18 protein-coding genes are annotated in these 20,419 nt (G+C 66.3%); 9 read left to right on the top strand and 9 right to left on the bottom strand.

Annotated elements, in window-relative coordinates; genetic code table 11:
* The first annotated feature begins 93 nt into the window (after positions 1-93).
* On the top strand, positions 94-309 hold the full coding sequence (locus ABRP28_RS08130; protein ID WP_231455677.1) for a helix-turn-helix domain-containing protein: 216 nt from the start codon (positions 94-96) through the stop codon (positions 307-309).
* A gap of 32 nt (positions 310-341) precedes the next feature.
* Here the strand turns inward: ABRP28_RS08130 and ABRP28_RS08135 are convergent, their stop codons facing one another.
* Positions 342-914: a hypothetical protein gene (locus ABRP28_RS08135; RefSeq protein ID WP_350001776.1), complete on the bottom strand. Its 573-nt coding sequence runs from the start codon at positions 912-914 to the stop codon at positions 342-344.
* Between the two features lie 238 nt (positions 915-1,152).
* Between ABRP28_RS08135 and ABRP28_RS08140 the strand changes: the two genes are divergently transcribed.
* Both ABRP28_RS08140 and ABRP28_RS08145 read left to right on the top strand, forming a co-directional pair.
* Positions 1,153-1,950: a LysM peptidoglycan-binding domain-containing protein gene (locus ABRP28_RS08140; RefSeq protein ID WP_374152954.1), complete on the top strand. Its 798-nt coding sequence runs from the start codon at positions 1,153-1,155 to the stop codon at positions 1,948-1,950.
* A gap of 188 nt (positions 1,951-2,138) precedes the next feature.
* A complete protein-coding gene (locus ABRP28_RS08145) occupies positions 2,139-2,486 on the top strand; it encodes an Rv3235 family protein (protein ID WP_350001779.1) in 348 nt (115 codons plus the stop codon).
* A 92-nt stretch (positions 2,487-2,578) separates the two neighbouring features.
* Here the strand turns inward: ABRP28_RS08145 and secA are convergent, their stop codons facing one another.
* The 7 genes from secA to mtrA form a co-directional block, all read right to left on the bottom strand.
* Entirely contained in the window at positions 2,579-5,317 is a 2,739-nt protein-coding gene (gene secA, locus ABRP28_RS08150; protein ID WP_350001780.1) for a preprotein translocase subunit SecA, read from the bottom strand.
* 46 nt (positions 5,318-5,363) lie between these two features.
* Positions 5,364-6,629: a DNA glycosylase AlkZ-like family protein gene (locus ABRP28_RS08155; protein ID WP_350001782.1), complete on the bottom strand. Its 1,266-nt coding sequence runs from the start codon at positions 6,627-6,629 to the stop codon at positions 5,364-5,366.
* Positions 6,630-6,661: 32 nt separating this feature from the next.
* The gene (hpf, locus tag ABRP28_RS08160; protein WP_231455689.1) at positions 6,662-7,387 is read right to left on the bottom strand and encodes a ribosome hibernation-promoting factor, HPF/YfiA family; all 726 of its coding nucleotides are present in this window, start codon (positions 7,385-7,387) and stop codon (positions 6,662-6,664) included.
* A gap of 144 nt (positions 7,388-7,531) precedes the next feature.
* Entirely contained in the window at positions 7,532-8,455 is a 924-nt protein-coding gene (locus tag ABRP28_RS08165) for a phosphoribosyltransferase family protein (protein WP_350001784.1), read from the bottom strand.
* A gap of 104 nt (positions 8,456-8,559) precedes the next feature.
* Positions 8,560-10,278 (bottom strand): LpqB family beta-propeller domain-containing protein, encoded by a 1,719-nt coding sequence (locus ABRP28_RS08170; protein WP_350001786.1) that lies wholly within the window; start codon positions 10,276-10,278, stop codon positions 8,560-8,562.
* Positions 10,275-12,023: an MtrAB system histidine kinase MtrB gene (gene mtrB / locus ABRP28_RS08175; protein ID WP_374152971.1), complete on the bottom strand. Its 1,749-nt coding sequence runs from the start codon at positions 12,021-12,023 to the stop codon at positions 10,275-10,277. Before mtrB ends, ABRP28_RS08170 begins: the two co-directional genes overlap by 4 nt.
* A gap of 136 nt (positions 12,024-12,159) precedes the next feature.
* Positions 12,160-12,834: an MtrAB system response regulator MtrA gene (gene mtrA / locus ABRP28_RS08180; RefSeq protein ID WP_350001790.1), complete on the bottom strand. Its 675-nt coding sequence runs from the start codon at positions 12,832-12,834 to the stop codon at positions 12,160-12,162.
* 509 nt (positions 12,835-13,343) lie between these two features.
* Here mtrA and ABRP28_RS08185 point away from each other — a divergent pair.
* From ABRP28_RS08185 to ABRP28_RS08210, 6 genes are read left to right on the top strand one after another with little or no spacing between them, the layout of a single operon-like run.
* Entirely contained in the window at positions 13,344-14,411 is a 1,068-nt protein-coding gene (locus tag ABRP28_RS08185; protein ID WP_350001791.1) for a hypothetical protein, read from the top strand.
* Positions 14,401-15,093, top strand: coding sequence for a DUF4129 domain-containing protein (locus ABRP28_RS08190; RefSeq protein ID WP_350001793.1), 693 nt, complete (start codon positions 14,401-14,403; stop codon positions 15,091-15,093). The genes ABRP28_RS08185 and ABRP28_RS08190 overlap by 11 nt, the downstream gene beginning before the upstream one ends.
* A complete protein-coding gene (locus tag ABRP28_RS08195) occupies positions 15,090-16,283 on the top strand; it encodes a DUF4350 domain-containing protein (RefSeq protein WP_350001795.1) in 1,194 nt (397 codons plus the stop codon). The genes ABRP28_RS08190 and ABRP28_RS08195 overlap by 4 nt, the downstream gene beginning before the upstream one ends.
* Positions 16,280-17,275, top strand: a complete 996-nt coding sequence (locus ABRP28_RS08200; RefSeq protein WP_350001796.1) for a MoxR family ATPase — start codon at positions 16,280-16,282, stop codon at positions 17,273-17,275. Before ABRP28_RS08195 ends, ABRP28_RS08200 begins: the two co-directional genes overlap by 4 nt.
* Complete coding sequence (locus ABRP28_RS08205) at positions 17,275-18,567, top strand: DUF58 domain-containing protein (RefSeq protein WP_350001798.1); 1,293 nt, start codon at positions 17,275-17,277, stop codon at positions 18,565-18,567. Before ABRP28_RS08200 ends, ABRP28_RS08205 begins: the two co-directional genes overlap by 1 nt.
* A 45-nt stretch (positions 18,568-18,612) precedes the next feature.
* Positions 18,613-19,326 (top strand): DUF4166 domain-containing protein, encoded by a 714-nt coding sequence (locus ABRP28_RS08210; protein WP_231455702.1) that lies wholly within the window; start codon positions 18,613-18,615, stop codon positions 19,324-19,326.
* A gap of 24 nt (positions 19,327-19,350) precedes the next feature.
* On the opposite strand, the gene ABRP28_RS08215 is transcribed toward ABRP28_RS08210, so the two are convergent.
* Complete coding sequence (locus ABRP28_RS08215; RefSeq protein WP_350002130.1) at positions 19,351-20,418, bottom strand: hypothetical protein; 1,068 nt, start codon at positions 20,416-20,418, stop codon at positions 19,351-19,353.
* Position 20,419 lies beyond the last annotated feature (1 nt).

The following is a 20,419-nucleotide window of genomic DNA, read 5'->3' on the forward strand; positions in this document are numbered from 1 at the left end:
CGCCGGGACGCCGGAACAGAAGTCATATCTGCAAACAAGGCCAATCTGTGGATAACAGCAGCACTTGAAGCCATTCGATGGCAAAATGGGATTATGCCCAGGTTCCTCACGCTCGCAGATGTTGCCGAACAACTCCAGATCAACTCTCCGGCCGCTTACGCACTGGTCCGCAGCGGAGAACTGAAAGCCATCCAGGTCGGTGGCCGGGGTCAGTGGCGCGTGGAGGAGAAGATGCTGGAGCAGTACATCGAGGAGCGCTACGCCGAGGCCAGCCGGATGATCCAGGAGTCGAAGGCCAAGTCCGTCTGAAGGCGCGTTGGTCATCCCGGCGGGCGAGGCCGCTAGAATTCTGCGGACCTTCGGGACCTGATGACTCCCAGCGCCGCGAAAGGGATGACTGCCACCTGCTTGACCTGGCTGCTGCGCCGCACCTCCCCGGGAGTGAAGACGGCCAGGTCCAGATGATCCTTGCCCACCCTGTCGATGACTCCAACCAGCCTGACCGGGCCGGAACCACGCCCCCTTACCGTCACTGACAGTTCCGCGCGGTCCCTTGCCAGGCCCCGCAGAGAGTGGGCAAGTCCAATACCCTTGCGCACCCGTGACGGCTCTGCCACGGCTGCGCGGCCCAGCCCTTCATACCAAATAACGGCCGTGTACGGGATGAGAACCTGATACTGTTCCTCGTCCACCAGCAAGGCGTCCGCACCCGCATGGCTCAACGCGCCCCTGACCACATCCCCACAGTCGAGATGGGCCGCAATCCGGCAGCCAACCGCCGCCCGCAGCCGATCCGCAAGTTCTGTGGATACCATCTCAGCCCGGGCGCGTTCAGTAATTTCAGAGTCAATCGCCAGCCGCTCTGATTCAGCGAATTGACTTTCCATGTCGTTGAAAAGGGAATCCCAGCGCATTGCGCCAGCGTAGGGCCCTGCAGGAGACCCGGTCAATCGGAAGAAACATCTATCCAGTGTATGGACAAATCAAGACACACTCCCGCAAACTTGGTCTATGCACACCAAACTGCATCAAACTGCATCAAAGCCGGTTAGCGCAGGCCGATCAGAAGCCTCCCGACAGGCGGGTGACACCCTCACCGCGCTTGCTCTGCTGCTCCTGGGACTGCTTCTCTGCCTCATTGGCTTGGGCCTCGTGGGTGAGCTGAAGGAAGCCGTCGGCCGACGCCAGGAGACCCGCATCGATGACCTCCTGGGTATCGGGTCGGTCGTGGCCGGGGCCTGCCTTCTGGGTTGGTGGATCTTGTCGCTCGTATGTGCTGCCCTGAGCGCCCTTCTGGACCGGACCGGCCGTACCCGCGCCGCGGCAGCGACACGAAAACTCTCACCCGCCTTCATGCAGAGACTGGTTCTGGGCGCACTGTCAGTCCACCTTCTGGCCGGGCCCGCAGCGCAGGCCGCAGTCACCGGCCCGGGGTCGGGGCCGGAATGGGCTCCCACCCAAGGACAGTTCTCCTCGGCTCCTGCCATACCCGCCACCGAAGAACCCGCAGAAGGGGTAGCGGGGGCAGCCGCGGTGGAGGACCAGACCCCGCAGGCCATCTTCGGGACGCCGGCCACCGTACCGGAGCCGTCCGCTGCACCACGAGAGGTCCCTTCGCCTGAACCGGCTGGAACAGTAGCCGCTCCCCCGTCAACCTTCAACCCAGGCTGGCAGCCCGTCCCACCCATCGTGGATCCTGGAATGCTCGCAGCTCCGGCCCACCGTTCCGCTCCAGGAGAAGGCCGCCTGCAGGACGAGGGTGTCACCGTCCAGGCCGGAGACACGCTCTGGGACATAGCGGCCCGCCATTTGGGACCCGGCGCGTCCGACCTGGACATCGCACTTCAATGGCCCCGCTGGTACGAGGCCAACCGGGGCGTCATCGGCCAGGATCCCGATGCGTTGCTCCCGGGGCAAATTCTTCAGCCACCACTGGCCGGACGGAAATAGCCCGGCCGCACCAATCAATCAACGTGAGGGGAAGACAGATGACTGCAGCAACACCATTACACGCCGTTCGGAAGAGGACCACGCCCGGAGCAACAGAACCCGCCAACCCACCCCAGGGGCTGGCTGCAACTGCCCCCGTGGTGCCTTTACGCGACGGAGCCTCGGCACCTCTGCGTCCTGTGGACCCTATGGCGGAAGTCCGCGCAATTACCCGCGGCACAGTCCAGGCCGCAATGGAAGTCCTTGCCGGAATCAGGCCCATCCATCAGCTCGCCAGGCGCCTTGACCCCCGGTGCCTTGCCGCACTGCAGCACCGCGCTGCCCTGATCAGGCGGGAAATCACCAGGACCGGCAATCCGGCGCTCGCCCGGCTCCACCGCAATTCCGCAGTCCGCTCCGTCCGTGTCTGCGAAGTCTCCGACGGCATCTACGAAGCCAGCGCTGTGGTGGTGGACGACGTGCGCGCACGCGCCGTGGCCGTCCGGCTTGAGCGGAGCAAACAGGTGTGGCGGGTGACTGAACTTGTCATCGGCTGAAAGGGAACGGAACGCGGCAGGGCCGGGAACACCGTTCCCGGCCCTGCCAAAACCACTGTGAGCCCCAGCGCGGCTGGCAGCTCAGCCCTCGGTCAGCGGCGCTTCTTCTTCGCCGGACGTTTGGCCGCATCCTGTGCTGCCGCCTTGGCCGGGTTGCCTGACCTGCCCGAAGAGCGCGTCTCCACACGGGTCTGCGTTCCACCGCTTTCGCTGGGGGCGGTGTACTGCAGCTGGGCTGGTTTCTCCGGCGCTTCAAGCCCGGCAGCGTGAACCTGTGGCTGCACGTGCTCGGTGTGTTCGCCGGCGTCGTCCGCGACCACGACATCCTGTGCGGGGGTGACCTCAACTTCGAGATTGAACAGGAATCCGACGCTTTCTTCCCGGATAGCTTCCATCATGCCCTGGAAGAGAATGAAGCCTTCACGCTGGTATTCCACCAGGGGGTCGCGCTGGGCCATGGCGCGGAGGCCGATTCCTTCCTTGAGGTAGTCCATCTCATACAAGTGTTCCTGCCACTTGCGGCCGATGACGGAGAGGACCACGCGGCGCTCAAGTTCGCGCATGCTCTCGGAGCCAAGGGCCTCCTCCCGCGCCTGGTACACAAGCCGCGCGTCGGACAGCAGTTCTTCCTTCAGGAATTCCACCGTCAGCCTGGACCTGCCGCCGGCTTCCTCGATGATCTCTTCCGGCGTGACGCTCACGGGATACAGGGTCTTGAGGTTGGTCCAGAGCTGGTTGAAGTCCCAGTCGTCGCCGTTGCCTTCCGCCGTTGCGGCGTCGATGAGGGCGGTGACGGTGTCTTCGACGAAGAACTGGACCTTCTCGTGCAGGTCGTCGCCTTCCAGGATCCGCCGCCGGTCGCTGTAGATAGCCTCACGCTGGCGATTGAGGACGTCGTCGTATTTCAGGACGTTCTTGCGCTGTTCGGCGTTGCGGCCCTCAACCTGGCCCTGCGCCGAGGCGATGGCCCGGGACACGAGCTTCGATTCCAGTGCGACGTCGTCGGGCACGGAACTGTTCATGAGCCGCTCCGCGGCGCCCGAGTTGAAAAGCCGCATGAGGTCATCGGTCAGCGACAGGTAGAAGCGGGATTCGCCGGGGTCACCCTGGCGGCCGGAGCGTCCGCGGAGCTGATTGTCGATGCGGCGCGACTCGTGGCGCTCTGTTCCAAGGACGTAGAGTCCGCCGAGGTTCAGGACTTCCTCGTGCTCGTCCTTGACCGACTGCTTGGCAGCTTCGAGCGCTGCGGGCCAGGCGGACTCGTACTCCTCGGAGTTCTCCTCCGGATCCAGCCCGCGCTTTGCCAGCTCGGCCACGGCGGTGAATTCAGCGTTGCCGCCAAGCATGATGTCCGTACCGCGGCCGGCCATGTTGGTTGCCACCGTGACGGCGCCCTTGCGCCCGGCCTGGGCGACGATGGCAGCCTCGCGTGCATGGTTCTTCGCGTTGAGGACCTCGTGCCGGATGCCTTCCTTGGCAAGGAGCCGGGAAAGGTATTCGCTCTTCTCCACGCTGGTGGTGCCCACCAGGACTGGCTGGCCCTTTTCATGCCGTTCGGCGATGTCCCGGACAACGGCGTCGAACTTTACCGTTTCGTTCTTGAAGACCAGGTCCGCCTGGTCGATGCGCTGCATGTCGCGGTTGGTGGGAATGGCCACCACGCCCAGCTTGTAGGTGCTCATGAATTCCGCTGCCTCGGTTTCGGCAGTACCGGTCATGCCTGAGAGCTTCTGGTACATGCGGAAGTAGTTCTGCAGCGTCACGGTGGCCAGGGTCTGGTTCTCGGCCTTGATCTCGACGCCTTCCTTGGCCTCAATCGCCTGGTGCATGCCCTCGTTGTAGCGGCGGCCGGCAAGGATGCGGCCCGTGTGCTCATCGACAATCAGGACTTCCCCGTCCAGGATGACGTAGTCCTTGTCCCGCTTGAAAAGTTCCTTGGCCTTGATGGCGTTGTTGAGGAACCCGATGAGGGGTGTGTTGGCAGACTCGTACAGGTTCTGGATACCGAGGTAGTCCTCCACCTTCTCGATGCCGCTCTCCAGTACGCCGACGGTGCGCTTCTTCTCGTCGACCTCGTAGTCCTTCTCAGGCTGGAGCCGGAGGACCACCTTGGCGAATTCGCTGTACCACCGGTTGGTGTCCCCCTGCGCCGGACCGGAGATGATGAGCGGTGTGCGGGCCTCGTCAATGAGGATGGAGTCCACTTCGTCAACAATGGCGAAGTGGTGCCCGCGCTGGACCAGCTCATTCTTGTCCCAGGCCATGTTGTCGCGCAGGTAGTCGAAACCGAACTCGTTGTTCGTGCCGTACGTGATGTCAGCGGCGTACTGCTGGCGCCGGACGGCGGGATCCTGGTTCGCGAGGATGCACCCGCTGCTCAGGCCCAGGAAACGGTAGACACGTCCCATCAGGTCCGACTGGTATTCAGCGAGGTAGTCGTTCACGGTGATCACATGGACGCCCTTGCCGGTGAGCGCATTCAGGTAGGCGGGAGCGGTCGCCACCAGGGTCTTGCCTTCACCGGTCTTCATCTCTGCGATGTTGCCCAGGTGCAGCGCGGCGCCGCCCATCATCTGGACATCGAAGTGGCGCATGCCCAAGGTACGCGAGGAAGCTTCCCGGACGGCGGCGAACGCTTCCGGAAGCAGGTCATCCAGCTTCTCCCCGTCCTGGTGCCGCTCCCTCAGCCGGTCGGTTTCCTCCCGGAGTTCGGCGTCCGTGAACGACTTGAACGAATCTTCCAGGGCATTGATGGAGTCGGCATAGTTCCGCAGTTGCCGGAGGGTTTTTTTATCACCGGTGCGGAGAAGTTTTTCGATAAGTGATGCCACGTGAAGATGCTCCCAGTCTTTGCCGCCGAATTCTGGCGTTTTTAGTCTACGGGAGAGACACCGCCGAGGCGCCCGCTTGTTCCCTCAGAGCGGAGTCCGCTCCCCTGCCTACAGCGTGGGCGAGGCTGCCTGCAAGGTCGCCAACGGGGAAAACCTCAACGTCGGGCAGGCCCAGCCAGCCGGCCATGAGCCAAAGCTCCGCAGCAAGTTCAACGGCGGTGTCCGGCGGGGCGCCGGGTTCCGCGAAGGAGGACCTTACCAGCAGCTTCCCTTCTTTCCGGTCGGCCTTGAGGTCCACCCGCGCCACGATGCTTTCCCGGAGGAGGAAGGGCAGGACGTAGTAGCCGAAGCGTCTTTTGTGTTCAGGTGTGTAGATTTCGATCCTGTAGTGAAAGCCGAACAGTTCCTCAAGCCGCCGGCGTTCGAAGACCAGTGAATCGAAGGGGCTCAGCAGCGCACGGCCCGTCGCCCGTCGGGGCATTTTCGCGTCGACGTGGCGGAAGACGGCACGGTCCCAGCCGGCCACGGTCACCGGTTCCAGCCTTCCCCGCTGCACAAGATGTCCGACGGCGGCCGCTGCCTCTTTGACAGGCGTGCGGAAGTAGTCCGCGAAGCAACGTACGGTGCCGATGCCGTGGGCCTGCGCGGCGGCGTCGATCAGGCGTTGCATCGCCTCGGCTGCCGCGTCGGCGCCTGTTACCTGGATGGGAGGCTGCGGCAACACTTTGGGAGCCAGCGCGTACCTCCGCTCGAACTGCTCCGTCCGCGATGCAGCTGACACCAGGCCCTCCTCAAAGAGGTGCTCCAGGACCCTCTTCACCGCATTCCAGTTCCAGCCCCAGTTCACTGTCTGCGTTTCCTCAACGTGCCCTATCCGGGCGGTCAGCTCGGCAGCGGTCAGGGGGCGCGACCGGGCGAGGGTGTCGAGGATACGCCCGGAGATGTCGGCACGAAGTGCGGGGTCCATACGGGAGGCACCCACCCAGGACCGCTTCTGCCATAAGAGGAGGTCCGCATAGTGTTCCGGCCGGATGTAGCTGGCCTCATGTGCCCAGTACTCCACCATGCGCCGCGGATGAACGGCGGACATCCGCTGGAGGATCGTGCGGTCGTAATTGCCGAGCCGGGAAAAGAACGGAAGGAAGTGGCTGCGGGCTACAACATTGACGGAATCGATCTGGACAAGCTGGATCCGGGCAAAGGTGCGGCCCACCGTCCGTGATGTCACGGGGCCGGCGGGCCGTCCTTTATCAAGTCCCTGAGCTGCCAAAGCGATCCGCCGTGCCTGGTCCAGGCTCAGCGTTGCCGGCACATCAGTCCTCTCTGTTGATGGTTTTCACCACCCTAGGCATTGGCCGGGGTGTCGTCCGAACGGTAGGCAAGGACTTTTTCCTCCACCACTGTGTCACCGGGTTCGCATTCGTGGTCCAGGGTGATCACCCCGTAGGTCCAGCCGCGGCGGCGGTACACGACCGATGGCGTGTTAGTGGCCTTATCCACGAAAAGGTAGAAATCGTGGCCAACGAGCTCCATGTTGTCCACGGCATCATCGAGGGAAAGCGAAGCGGCCGGGAAGACTTTCCGCCGGATCAGGACCGGGGAATTGCCGGCCGGGATGTCGTTTTCGACATCGTAGGGAGACTTGTCGTCAGGGGCAGCAGCAGCCTCGTTCCGGTGGCTTGCCTCTACGTAGAGGGGCTCGTTCGGGCTGGCGGGCTCGAGGGAGGCGGTAGCTTCGCGGACAGCTTTGGGTGTGTGCCGTCCATGGTGGACCTTCTTGCGGTCCTTGGCGCGCCGGAGGCGTTCGAGCAGCTTGTTGTAGGCGAGGTCGAATGCTGCGAACTTGTCAGCGGCGCTGGCCTCAGCGCGGATCACGGGCCCCCTGCCCAGGACTGTCACCTCAACGGTCAGCTGATCGCCGGTCTGCCGGGCATTGGTCTCCTTGGAGACTTTCGCATCGACCCGCTGGACCTTGTCTCCAAGCGATTCGATTTTCGAGATCTTTTCCCCGGCGTATTCGCGGAACCGGTCTGAAACTGTCAGATTTCGTCCGCTGATCATAAACTCCATGGTGCCCTCCAAATGACTTCGGTGACACGACGGCGGCGCTTCCCTGGGCCGATCTGCCTGACAGTCGAGCCCCTCTCCGAGCCGCCATCGAAAGGTACATTCTGTTCTTGGTACCCACCACCGACGTTAGTTCATAGGCACCCGTTATTCATCCTTTCCCGGTTTATTTTTTTCTAAGTCATGGCAGGTTCCGCGGGTCTGCGCGGCCGCTGCGGCGTAGCCATCGGCGTCCGGCGGGCGTGTCGCCGCGAGGACGACGGCGCCCGCCACCTGCGCCCCGGCCGCATGAAGGGCCCGGGCTGCTTCAGCCAGCGTAGCCCCGGTGGTCAGGACGTCGTCGACGATGACGCAGGGGTATCCGGCGACCTTGTTCCGGGCCCGTCGGCGGACCCGCATGGAGCCGCGCACCCGCTTTGCCCGGGCACCACGGCCAAGGCCTTTCTGCCCGCCGGACAGCAGCAGGCCCGGCCCGCGTGTTTTGGTGAGGACATCTGCAACACCCAGCCCCGGCAGCTGTCCTGGCGTGCCGCCCAGGAGCAAATGAACAGGGCTGAACCCCCGGTTCAGGTACGCCGCGGCGCCGGTAGGGACAGGGACCAGGAAGAATTCTCCTGCACCTTCCGCAGCGGCACGGACCGCGCCGCCCAGCGCGCGCCCCAGGCTTCCCTTGAGCTGGTGCTGGCCATGCCTTTTGAAGGAGAGCAGCGCCTGGGCAAGTTCTTCGCGGTAGACGCCGGCGGCAACCACGGGAAGCAGCACCGTCCCCGCCACGTCCATAAGCGCCGGGGCTGCGCTCTCCGCACGGAACGGGTTCGCGGTGAGCCGCCGGATGTTGCGGTCGCACCGGATGCAGAGCGCCCGGTCTTCAGCACCGCAGCAGACGCAGTCCACGGGAACTGCCAGGGAAAGCAGGTCAGCCGCCGCGCCCGCCAGCTGGTCCAGGGAGCGCAGGACCCTGCTGCCGTGCTCCGCACGGTGCCTGGCGCTGTATCCGGGCGGCGGGGCCAGGTCAGGGTCCAGCCGCAAGGGTGTCCCGGCGCTGTCACGCAGTCCTGCTCTGGTGGCCATTCCTTGACTGTCCTCCGGCCGGCGGCTCCGGGACAGCACCTACCTGCGTTATGTGGACAAGGCCCGGTCCTGCGGGGCCCCGCGCCGCTCCACGCAGATGGTGGTCAGCCTGGAAAGGATGGATCGGTAGGCCCCTTAATCTGCGGTGACCAGCCGTTCCCCAGTCGCTGGAAGACGCCCTCAGCTGACTGGGCATAGATGTCCTCAGGACCGTTCCCCGCGCTCAAGGCGACGAGGCCTGGCCAGGGCGCCAGCTGTTGCGGCTGCCCGGAGGCCAGTGACAGCAACTCCGGCGTTACGTTTGATGCCGCCGACCCCTTCATGACCGCGATGGTTGTGTCGGAGACCCAGGCGCCCTGGTCGGGCTCGCTGCCGGTTGCCAAAGTGATGGGCGGTGTCAGCTCACGGGGTGTACCGTCGCCGCCGCGGATTATGCCGGTCACCTGCACCCGGGTCTTTCCGTTCTGCTCCGAAATCACCAGCGCCCGGACCCCTTCCCTGGAAATCCTGAACTCTTTGACGGTCCGCCCGGCCAGCCAGGCCGGCGTCAGGGTGACGGAGGGCACGGTGGCGCCCTCGGCAATACCCTCCGGGCGGTAAGCCACCACTTCGGTGCCCCCCGTTGCTCCGGGCCCGGCCGACCAGACCCATTCATTAAGCCCGAAGGACGGCCTGCTCAGGGTGCTCCTCGTGGTGAGCGCCCGGGCCGGTTGCCCGGGGCTGATGCTGTACAGGGTGGTGCGGCTGTCATTGAGGAAGGCCGCAGTCTGGGACACGGGAGATTCCGCGGGAAGCCTGGGGTTGAGGGAGGAGACGGGCTGCATGTCGGGCAGCGGCGAAACCCTGTTGTTTTCATACCGCACCAGCTCGTTGCCGCTGATGGCTATCTGGCGAGAGGGCACGTTCTTGTCCTGCACAGGCGGAAGCACGGATCCGTCGTCTTCCACCCGCACGAGGTCCTGGTTTGCCCGCAGTTCGACATTGACGACGTCGGGCTGGCTGCGGAAAGTCAACGTCAGCTGCATCTGCATCCGCAGCCTGTCCTCCGGCGACGTTTCCATCAGCTCTTTTGCAGTGAGGTCCACCTGCGCCGCGCCGGAAACGACCGGGACCGACTCACGGGCCAGCTTGATGCCGGAAGGAAAGGCGCTTGCGACGGCGCCGCGCAGGTAGGGTGCCGGCCCCGCCAGCAATGCACTGGTCATCGCTTTGACGGTCTTGTTCTTGATGAACCAGCGGACGTCCGGGACGGCGAACGTAAAGGAGGGGTCGTAGAAATAGATCGGGTAGGCACCGTAGATGACCTTGAAGGTTTCCTCCGCGATGGCGGTGCCGTCCGGAATGTCGGAGATCCTCCATTCACCTTCCACCTGGGTGACGGTCACTGGGATGTTTTCAATCGTTCCCTGCGGCGACTGAGTGGCAATGCCGTCTGCGTCCACCGTGTAGGCGACGTCAAGCTCGTAGTTGTAGACGTTCTCGGTGGCGGTCGCCACCACCCGCGCCTCCCGGTACACGAGGGCACGCTGGTCCGGTTTCCAGGACACGGAGGAGGCCTGCGTCAGGTACTGGCGGGCCACGGCGTAATCGTCTTCGTAGCCGCTTCCGGCCCGGTAGAAGTAATCGATGATGGTCTCTGGCGAGGCGCCCGGCTGCGGCGCCGCCGGCAGGAACACCGGCGCGCTGAGGTTGCCCGCGCTGCCCTCACTGCTTTTGCCCACCGGCCCGGACGTGGGAATCCTGGCGCAGCCCGCCATCAGGACGAGCAGGAGGACCAGCAGGGAGGCAGACAGTTGTGCCCGGCGGCTGGCGCAGCTTGTCATGTTCCCTCCTCGGGGGCAGGCCCTGTTCCGGCCGGGGCGCGTGTTCCCAGGACCAGCATGTTGCCGTTCCCCTGTTCTCCAGGCATCACAATGTCCTCCGGCTCAAGCTGGACCGGCGATTTGTCGATGTCTTCCCCCTGGCGCAGGGGCAGAGTCAGCCGGAAGTTCGCCCCGCTGCCTTTCTTGCCCCAGGCCTGGAGCCAGCCGTTGTGCAGCTTGGTGTCCTCCATGGCGATGGACAGGCCCAGGCCGCTTCCGCCGGTTGTTCGGGCACGTGCGGGGTCGGCCCGCCAGAAACGGTCGAAGACGCGCGCCGCCTCTGCGGGCGCCATTCCGATCCCATGGTCACGGACGGCGATTCCGACGGCGGTCTGGCTGGCTCCAACTGTGACAGTGACCGGCTTCCCTTCGCCGTGCTCCACCGCATTAAGGATCAGGTTCCGCATGATCCTGTCGATGCGCCGGGCGTCCATCTCCACGATGATGGCACCCTCCGGCGCCCTGAGGACGATCTCCGAACCGTATTCCGCAGCTACCGGTGCTGCGCCCTCGATGGCATGGGTGACCACCTGCAGGATGTCCTCCGCCTCGGCGTCGAGCACTGCCACGCCGGCGTCGAAGCGGGAGATTTCGAGCAGGTCCGACAAGAGTGACTGGAAGCGTTCAACCTGGTTGTAGAGCAGCTCGGCGGAGCGCTTATTGATGGGATCGAAGTCGTGCCGCGCGTCGTACAGGACTTCCGCTGCCATCCGCACCGTGGTCAACGGCGTGCGCAGTTCGTGGGAGACGTCGGAGACGAATCGCTGCTGCATCTGCGAGAGGGTCGCCAGCTGGGTGATCTGCTCCTGGAGGCTGGCTGCCATGTGGTTGAAGGATGCCCCCAGACGCGCAACTTCGTCTTCGCCCCGGACCACCATCCGTTCCTGCAGCTGGCCGGCGGCGAGTTTCTCGGACACCATGGCGGCATGGCTGACGGGGCTGACCACGTTGCGGGTGACGTACCAGGCAACGGCGCCGATCAGCAGGACAAGCACCGCGCCGCCGGCCCAGAGGACGCTCTGGATCTCATCCAGGGTCTGTTGTGCGGAGTTGAGGTCGTAGATGAGGTAGAGCTCATAGACGGTGCCGTTAAAGGTCACCTTGTTCCCCACTGCAATGCCGGGGCGGTCCTCGGTGCCCACCGGAATGACGGTGGAGGCCCAGTACTGGTCCTTACCCGACTCCTGCACGGCCTTGCGCAGTTCGGGCGGGATGACGCTCACAGTCAGCTGGTCCGAGGCCCGGGATTCGACCCAGCGGTTCCTGGGCTTGGTCTGCTCCGGCATGGCCTCAAAAACGTACCTGCGCTGGATGACCGAGCCGCGTCCTTCCACCGCGTTGAGGGTGTCGTATACAAGGGTGATAACACTGGCCTGGTCGGTGACCTGCGCGCCGTCGAACGTGTCCTGCACCTGCTTGACGTGGTAGCTGGTCTCCGACTCAGCCTGCGCCAGACGCTCCTGGAAGAGGTTGTTGGCGATCTGGTTGGACAGGTAGGCGCCCACAACCGCGAACGAGGTGACGGCAAGGAGGAGCGTGGTGAGGACTGTCCGGAACTGCAGTGACCGGCGCCACCGCCGGTGAAGGGACCGGCCGATGAATCGGAGCGCCGGCAGGAATCGCCGGAATCCCGTCCTGACCAGCCGCGCGACCCGCAGGCTGACGATCAGGGCTCGCCGCTGCCAGAGGTGGGAGCGGAACGTCAGGCGCCGGAGGCGGGCAGTGACGGCGTCGGTGTGCTCGGGCCCTGGAGGCAGGCCCGCCCCGCCGTGATGCCCCGAAGAGGAACTCCCCCCGGAAGCGGGCGCGCCCGTACCCGGAGCACTGTCCTGCGCCGCGGGTTCAGGCCCCTGCTTTGTAGCCGACACCACGCACCGTCAATACGACTTCCGGGGCTTCCGGATCCTGTTCGATCTTGGACCGGAGGCGCTGAACATGGACGTTCACGAGGCGCGTGTCGGCAGCATGGCGGTAGCCCCAGACCTGCTCAAGCAGCAGTTCGCGGGTAAACACCTGCCACGGTTTCCGGGCCAGGGCCACCAGGAGGTCGAACTCCAGGGGCGTCAGCGAAATCCGGTCGTTGCCCCGGCTCACGGTGTGCCCGGCAACGTCGATGGTGATGTCGGCAATGCGCAGGGTTTCCGGAGCCTTCTGGTCGCCCGGGCGGAGCCGGGCCCGCACGCGCGCCACCAGTTCAGCAGGCTTGAAAGGCTTGGGCACGTAGTCGTCGGCACCGGACTCAAGTCCCCGAACGACGTCGGACGTGTCCGATTTGGCGGTGAGCATGACAATGGGCACATCCGACTCTCCCCGGATCTGCCGGCAGACCTCTATGCCGTCCACGCCCGGAAGCATGAGGTCCAGCAGAACAAGGTCCGGCCGCGATGACCGGAAAACATCGAGCGCCTGGGCGCCGTCCGCGCAAAAGACCGGCTCAAAGCCGTCGTTGCGAAGGACAATTCCAATCATTTCGGCCAGCGCTTCATCATCATCTACCACCAGAATGCGTGCCTTCATAGTTATATATTCCCTTATCAGGATGGCTTTGTCCTGTTCAGCGCCCTCCGGCATGGCGGGCGCTAGGATGCCCGACGCCGGAACTATAGGCTGGTGCCACGCCGGACGTTCAGAGCGACATGCGGGAGTTGCGGAAGCGGCGCCAGGCCGACGGCGGACTGCATGGGGGAAGGAACATGGTGTCACCAAAGGATTCGGACGCGGAGGAGCCCCGCGACCCCGGCCTGCCTGCATGGCGGCAGGCTCCGGAGCAGCACCCGCCTCCGGGAGGGCAGCAACCCTGGGGGCCACCGCCGGATCGGCAGCAACCCTGGGGCGCGCCAGCGGATCAGCAGCAACCCTGGGGTCCACCGCCGGATCAGCAGCACCCCTGGGGGCCGCCGGCGTGGCAGCAATCGTGGGGCCAGCCCGGTCCGGCATACCCAGGCCCGCCGCGGGCGCAACCTCCCAACGCCGGCTATCCCGCCGGCTATCCCCATGGGGGCTCCCCCTACGGCCAGCCACGGTATGTGGCTCCGCCCAAGCCGGGCATCGTCGCCCTGCGCCCCCTGATGTTCGGCGAGATCATGGACGGTTCCTTCCAAACGATCAGGCGGAATGCAAAAGCCATGCTGGGTGCTTCCCTCCTGGCCCAGTCCCTTGCCGCCATCCTGACGGCTGTCCTTACGGCCGCCACAGCCACATCGGTGGGCTCCATCGAGGCCTGGGCGGAAAGCGCCAGCCCCGCCGACCTCACATCGCTCGGCCTGGGCTTCGTTGCCGCCATCATGCTGGTTGCTGTCCTGACCATCTTCCTGGCCTCAGTCCTGCAGGGCGCCATGGTGGTGCCGGTGGCGCGGTCCATCCTGAACCGCCCCACCGGTTTCCGCCAGATGTGGGCCCTGGCCAGGCCGCGGGTGGGAGCACTGATGCGGCTGGCGGCACTGCTGATGGTTGCCGGCCTGCTTGGCATCCTCATCCCGGCAGCGGCAACCGTCGCACTGATAGCCAGCATGGAGCGGATAGGCATCCTGCTGCTCATCCCCATGTTCCTCGGCTTTGTTGCCCTGTTCGTTTGGATCTACATCAAACTTCTGGTGGCCCCGGCCGCCGTCGTCATTGAAGAACTGGGCGCCCTGGCCGCCCTGCGCCGGTCCTGGGAACTGACCCGGGCCAACTGGTGGCGGATCCTTGGAATCACCCTGGTGGTGGGCATCATGGTGGGCGTCATCAGCCAGGTGGTCATGATCCCGGTGAGCCTTGTGCCTCCGCTGATGGCGGGCTTCCTCTCACCCCACGGTGGTGCCGGGCAGGACGTAGCCATTGCCGTCGGCGTCGGAATCGTCACCGCCATCCTCGGTGCACTTGCAGGAGCGTTGGGTTACGCCTTCCAGACGTCCGTCATGGCGCTGATCTACATGGATCTCCGGATGCGGAAGGACGGACTGGATATCGCGCTGCTCCGCATGATGGAGTCCGGCGCGGATCCGGACGGCATCCCGGGCCGTAGCCAGGGAACCGCCCGGACCGGAGGGTACGCCGGTGGCTGGAACCCCGGCCCCGGGCCTGCGCCAAAGGCATGGCCGGATGGCCGCTGAACCGCCGGTGCTGCCCGGCGCCGAGGAAGCCCGACGCTGGGCAGCAGAGGAGCTTTCGCAACCTGAATACCGTGACGCCGCCCCGCCTTGGGTGGAGACGCTTTGGGAGGACTTCCTGGATTGGCTTTCGTCCCTGGACGGGTCGCCCGATCCGTCCAGCACGGTGCCAAGCCCCGTCATTGGAGTGGTGATCGCAGTGATCGTCGTGGCCGCGGTGATCATTGCCAGGCCCCGCCTGAACCACAAGGCGCGGCAGGCTAACGAGGTGTTCGGTACCGAAAGCGTCCTGGCAGCGGGCGACTACCGGCGGCGCGCTGAAAATTCCGCAGCGAATGGAAGGTGGGCAGACGCCGTCGTGGACCGTTTCCGGGCCCTGGTCCGCTCTGCCGAAGACCGCACCATCCTGGACCCCCAGCCGGGGCGGACGGCCGATGAAGTAGCCCGGGACCTGGCTCTTCCCTTCAGCGCCGAAGCCCAGCGCCTGGGCTGGGCGGCAGGCACCTTCGACGCCATCCGCTATGGAAACAGGGCGGCGGACGGGGCAGACTACCGGGCGATGGCCGGCCTGGACGACGCGCTCGAAGCCCTCAAGCCCATCCGCAGCCCGGACCACCAGCAGGAAAGCCACCGGGACGGAAGCCACCAGGACCACGGGGCATCGCATCCGGCGGCCCTGCCATGACCGGCGCAACTCCGGCTTCCACACTTCATGAAAGCCCCGACGCGGAGCCGGCTCCCCTCCGCAGGACAGGGTGGCTCCGACGGCACCGTGCAATTGCGGTATTCAGCGCAGTGGTGGCTGCCGCGCTGGGACTTGTCCTCTGGGCTCAGCTCAGTCCCAAAGGCGACGCCGTTCCGTTGTCGGTGCACAACGCCGGTCCCGCGGGTGCCCGCGCCGTCACGCAGATCCTGGGAAGGCACGGCGTTGCGGTCCAGGATGCAGGAAGCTACGAAGCAGCCATGGCAGCGCTGCAGGCGGGTTCCTCCCCCACCCTGCTGCTCTACGACAGGAACGGCTTCCTGGACGGGCCCCGTCTCCTCAACCTGGCGGCGTCCGCGCAGAGGATGGTGGTGGTATCCCCGAGGCTGCAGACCCTCGACGGCCTCGATGCCGGCATCCGGCAGGCCGGAGTTGTGCCGGACGCCTCTCCGGTGCTGGAGCCCGGGTGCAGCCTGACTGACCCGCAAGCCGCAGGTACGGTTTCCGGGGAGTCCGGCTTCCTGTACGACGGCGGGACGTCCTGCTACCGGCCGGACGGTTCCGACGCCGGACTCGTTGCCGCCAGCAGCGACGGCCGGCTCATCGTCGTCGGCAGCACCGCCGTCTTCAGTAACGGAGAGCTGGACCGGCTTGGGCATGCCGCGCTGGCCATCCGGACCCTGGGCCCGTCCCCGGACCTTGTCTGGTACATCCCAACCCTTGAAGACCTGGAAACCGAGGGCCGGCCCGAAAGCCTGGATGAGCTGGCCCCCGACTGGGTGCGCTTCCTTGGCCCCTGGCTCGTCCTGGTTGCCCTGGCGGCAATAGCCTGGCGTGGCAGGCGCCTTGGCCCGCTGGTGTTTGAGCCTTTGCCGGTTGTGGTCAAGGCAGCGGAGACGGCCGAGGGCCGGGCACGGCTTTATCAAGACTCCCGCGCCGTGGACCAGGCGCGGGACAACCTCCGGGCCGGTACCCTGGTGCGGCTTTCCGGGCATCTGCGGACCGGGCCAGAGGCCACTGCCGGCCAGGTCATCGAAGCAGCCGCGCAGCACCTCGGCAGGCCGGCCCGGGATATCCGCGAACTCGTTAATGAACGTCCCGGCACCGAGGCGAGGCTTGTGGCCTGGTCGCGCGAGCTGGACACCCTAGAGAAAGAAGTCAAGAGCCGATGAGCGAGCAAGGCAGCAGCCCCCGGGTCCTGGACCACATGGACCACGATTCCGCCCGGCAGGCCCTTTTGGACGTGCGGCACGAGGTAGCCAAGGCCGTGGTGGGGCAGGACGCCACCGTCACAGGGCTGCTGATTGCGCTCCTCTCCCAGGGGCACGTGCTGCTTGAGGGCGTCCCGGGCGTCGCAAAAACCCTGCTTGTTCGTGCGTTGTCCGCAGCCCTGAGCCTGGACACAAAGCGCGTGCAGTTCACGCCGGACCTCATGCCCGGTGACGTGACGGGATCCCTGGTCTACGACTCGCACACCTCAGAATTCACGTTCCGCGAAGGGCCGGTATTCACCAACATCCTGCTGGCGGACGAGATCAACCGCACGCCGCCCAAGACGCAGGCATCCCTGCTCGAGGCCATGGAGGAACGGCAGGTTTCAGTGGACGGGGTGTCCCGTCCACTGCCCGCACCTTTCCTCGTGGCTGCCACCCAGAACCCGGTGGAGTACGAAGGCACTTATCCCCTGCCCGAAGCACAGCTGGACCGCTTCCTCCTCAAGCTGACCATGCCGCTGCCCGAACGCCAGGATGAAATGGAGGTCATCCGGCGCCATGCTGCCGGCTTTGATCCGCGGGACCTCACAGCGGCCGGGGTCCGCGCAGTAGCGGGCGCGGCAGACCTGGCCAAAGCCCGGCAGGCGGTGGCTTCGGTGGCGGTGGAGCCGGAAATCATCGCTTACATCGTGGACCTGGTGCGGGCCACCCGCTCTGCCCCGTCCTTCCTGCTGGGAGTCTCGCCCCGTGGGGCCACTGCCCTGCTGAACACGTCCAGGTCCTGGGCCTGGCTGTCAGGCCGGAGCTTTGTCACCCCGGACGATGTCAAGGCCCTCGCCCTCCCCTGCCTGCGGCACCGCGTGGCGCTCCAGCCGGAAGCCCAGATGGACGGGGTCCGGGTGGATGACGTGCTGGGCAGCATCCTGGCTTCCGTTCCCGTGCCCCGCTGATGGCCATCTCCGGCCGTTTCGTGCTCCTGGTTCTGCTGGGTGTGGTGCCGGTCCTGGTGCTGCCCGGCTGGGGAACGGTGCTGTTGGTAGCCGGGCTGCTGACGGTTCTTGCCGCCGTCGACCTTCTGGCAGCGGCTCCGCTGCGGACGGTCAGCGTCCAGCGCACGGAGCCCGGAAACGTTACGCTGCATGCGGCCGTGGACGCCGGGCTGAAAGTCCGGAACGACGGCGGCCGCCGGCTCCGCGGAGTCCTGCGCGATGCCTGGCAACCCTCGGCCGGAGCGGAGAATCCGGTCCAGGACGTTGAGGTTCCGGCCGGCGAGGGCAGGCGCGTCACCGTCCGGCTGCGGCCCGTCCGGCGCGGAGACCTGCGGGCACCGCACGTCACACTCCGGTCTTTCGGCCCCCTGCTGCTGGCTGCGCGCCAGCGGACCATCGATTGCCCCGGGTCGCTGCGGGTGCTGCCTCCTTTCCACTCCCGCCGGCACCTGCCGTCCAAGCTGCGGAAACTGCGCGAGCTCGACGGCAAGGCCGCGGCACAGATCCGCGGGGCGGGCACCGAGTTCGATTCCCTGCGGGACTACGTCCGCGGCGACGACGTCCGGTCGATTGACTGGCGGGCCACGGCACGCCGGTCCGCGGTGGTGGTACGCACGTGGCGGCCGGAACGCGACCGCCGTGTGGTCATGGTTCTTGATACCTCGAGGACGTCCGCAGCAAGGATCGACGACGAAACCCGCCTGGATACGGGCATGGAAGCGGCGCTCCTGCTGGGCGTCCTCGCGGAGCGGGGCGGGGACCGGGTGGATTTCCTCGCCTTTGACCGCCGGACACGCGCCCGGGCAGGGTCCGCCGGGCAGGGGAACCTCCTGGGACAGATGGTCCAGGCCATGGCACCGCTTGAGCCCGACCTCATCGAGATGGACTGGCCGGCCGTCCCGGCGCAGGTCCGCGCCGTGTCCGCGCACCGGTCCCTCGTTGTGCTGCTCACGTCGCTGGACGGCGGCGCACCCGAGGAAGGCCTGCTTCCCGTTGCGGCCCAGCTGGCCCGGCAGCATGTGGTGGTGGTTGCGGCGGTCCGGGACCCGCAGCTGGGAACCATGCTTGGGGAACGCGACGACGCCACCGGTGTCTTCCGGGCCGCAGCGGCAGAACGGGCGCTCCTGCAGCGTGCGGCGATCAGCGCAGAGCTCCGGCGGCACGGCGTGTCAGTGGTGGATGCCGAACCCCACCAGCTGCCGCCCCGGCTGGCGGACATGTACATCAGGCTCAAGGCTGCCGGTACATTGTGAAACCACAGCACCTTGTTCCAGCCACATTCCCAGCAGGAGGTTCCCATGAACATTCCCATCTACCAGCAGGCCCTCGGCGCGGACTTTTCGCGCCTGCAGCCCGAGCTGCAGGACTACTTTTCCCTGGTGCCCGGCTCGGGCCGGTACGGCGTCGGTGAAGGAACGTTCGACGTCGTGGGCTGCCGGCAGGAGTGGCTACGGCCTTTGCTGCGGCTCACCAGCGGGGAGGAAGCGTTCTTTCCCGAGTACGGCGAAAATATTCCGTTCCGCATCGAAAACCACGCCCACCAGGACCCCTTTGGCCGCTCCAGCCTTACGGCGCGCCGTGAGATCCGGTTCCCGGGGCGCACCCGCATTTTCCAGGACACCACAAGCGCCACCCGCCGGGACGGAGCGCCCCAGCTGGTGGATTACGTGGGCCGGTACCGGCGGCTGGTCACCGACCTGAACCTGAGCGTCACGGCGGAGGGCAGGCTGCGGGGCGTATCGGAAGCATCACGGCTCCTCCTGGGCCCCCTGCGCATTCCGCTTCCGGCCGCCCTGGACGCCAAGGCCTACGCCGAACAGTGGTGGGACCCGGCAGAAGGACCCGCCGGGAAACACCGGATCCAGGTGAAGGTCATCCAGCCCCAGATCGGGCTGGTCCTGGTCTACGCCGGCAGCTTCGACTACCGGCTGCGCCCCTACACCGGCGGCAGTTCAGCCCACAGCTTCCTGCCGCGCTACGCGCAGCCGGACCGCTGGGAGAACCGGGTCTGACACCCGTGGCGGAAGCCGCGCCGGCTAGCCCTGGGCGAGCTGGTTTAGCCCGTCAGCAAGCTGGGTGAGCCTGCCCAGCACGGCGGTGGCCTGCGATGGCGAGCCGCCGGCAAGCCCGGCCGAGGGTGTGACCCGGATGGAAGCCAGGGTGTCTGCCGGCAGCCCCAGCTGCCGCCAGGGCCGCCACACTGCCTCCGCTGATTCAGCGACCTTGGGCAGCGGCCCGCCGCCTGCCTCCAGCGCGCCGAGCCAGAGGCGTGCGCCGGATTCCGCTGCTCCAGCCAGCTGCTCCCACTGCCGCGAGGTCAAGGCCTTCAGCGGAACAGCGATGCCGTCCGCCCCGGCAGCCAGGATCTGCTCGAAGGGCGCCTCCACCTCCGGAACAGAAATGACTGTTTCGACGGCACCCGCGGCCCGCAGGGCGTCAAGGACCACCCGCCATGATTCGCGTGCTTCGGATACCGGCACCGCCCGGAGGGTACGGTAGCCGCTGGAGGTTGGAATGGTGCCGGCCAGCACCGCGGCAATGTCCGGTTCGTCCATCTGGACTACCAGGCGCGCGCCCGGCACGGCGGCCGCCACCCGGGAGAGGTATGCCCCTACCCCGGCGGCAAGCGAGGCTGCAAGGTCCCGCCGGGCGCCGTAGTCGAGGAGTGCCCGCTCGCCGTTGTGCAGGTGGAGCCCCGCCGCCAGGCTCAGCGGCCCTACCAGCTGGACCTTGATCTCCGTGGCAGGGTTCTCCTCGGCACCGGCCACGTCCGCAAGGACGTTGATGTCCGTGGCCAGGGCTGACGCGGCGCGGCGGAAGTCCTTGCCGGGACGGTCAACCAGCCGCCACCCATACGGCTGGACGTCAACGGCCAGCTCCGCAAGGAGGGAGGCCGTGCGCCCCAGGGCATCGGAACCAACTCCGCGGTCCGGCAGTTCGGCGAGGAACGGCAGGTGCGGGCTGCCGAGTTCGCCCCGGATGATCCTGGCCGCCTCGACGGGGTCTTCGCCCGGCCACGGTCCCAGCGCGGTGGCCGTTACTTCACGGGGCGGAGCCGGCGCCTGCGACGAAGTGCCAGCGCGGGATTCATGCCTTTCAACCATG

It is taken from the genome of Pseudarthrobacter sp. WHRI 8279, assembly GCF_040224115.2.
Taxonomy (GTDB): Bacteria; Actinomycetota; Actinomycetes; order Actinomycetales; family Micrococcaceae; genus Arthrobacter.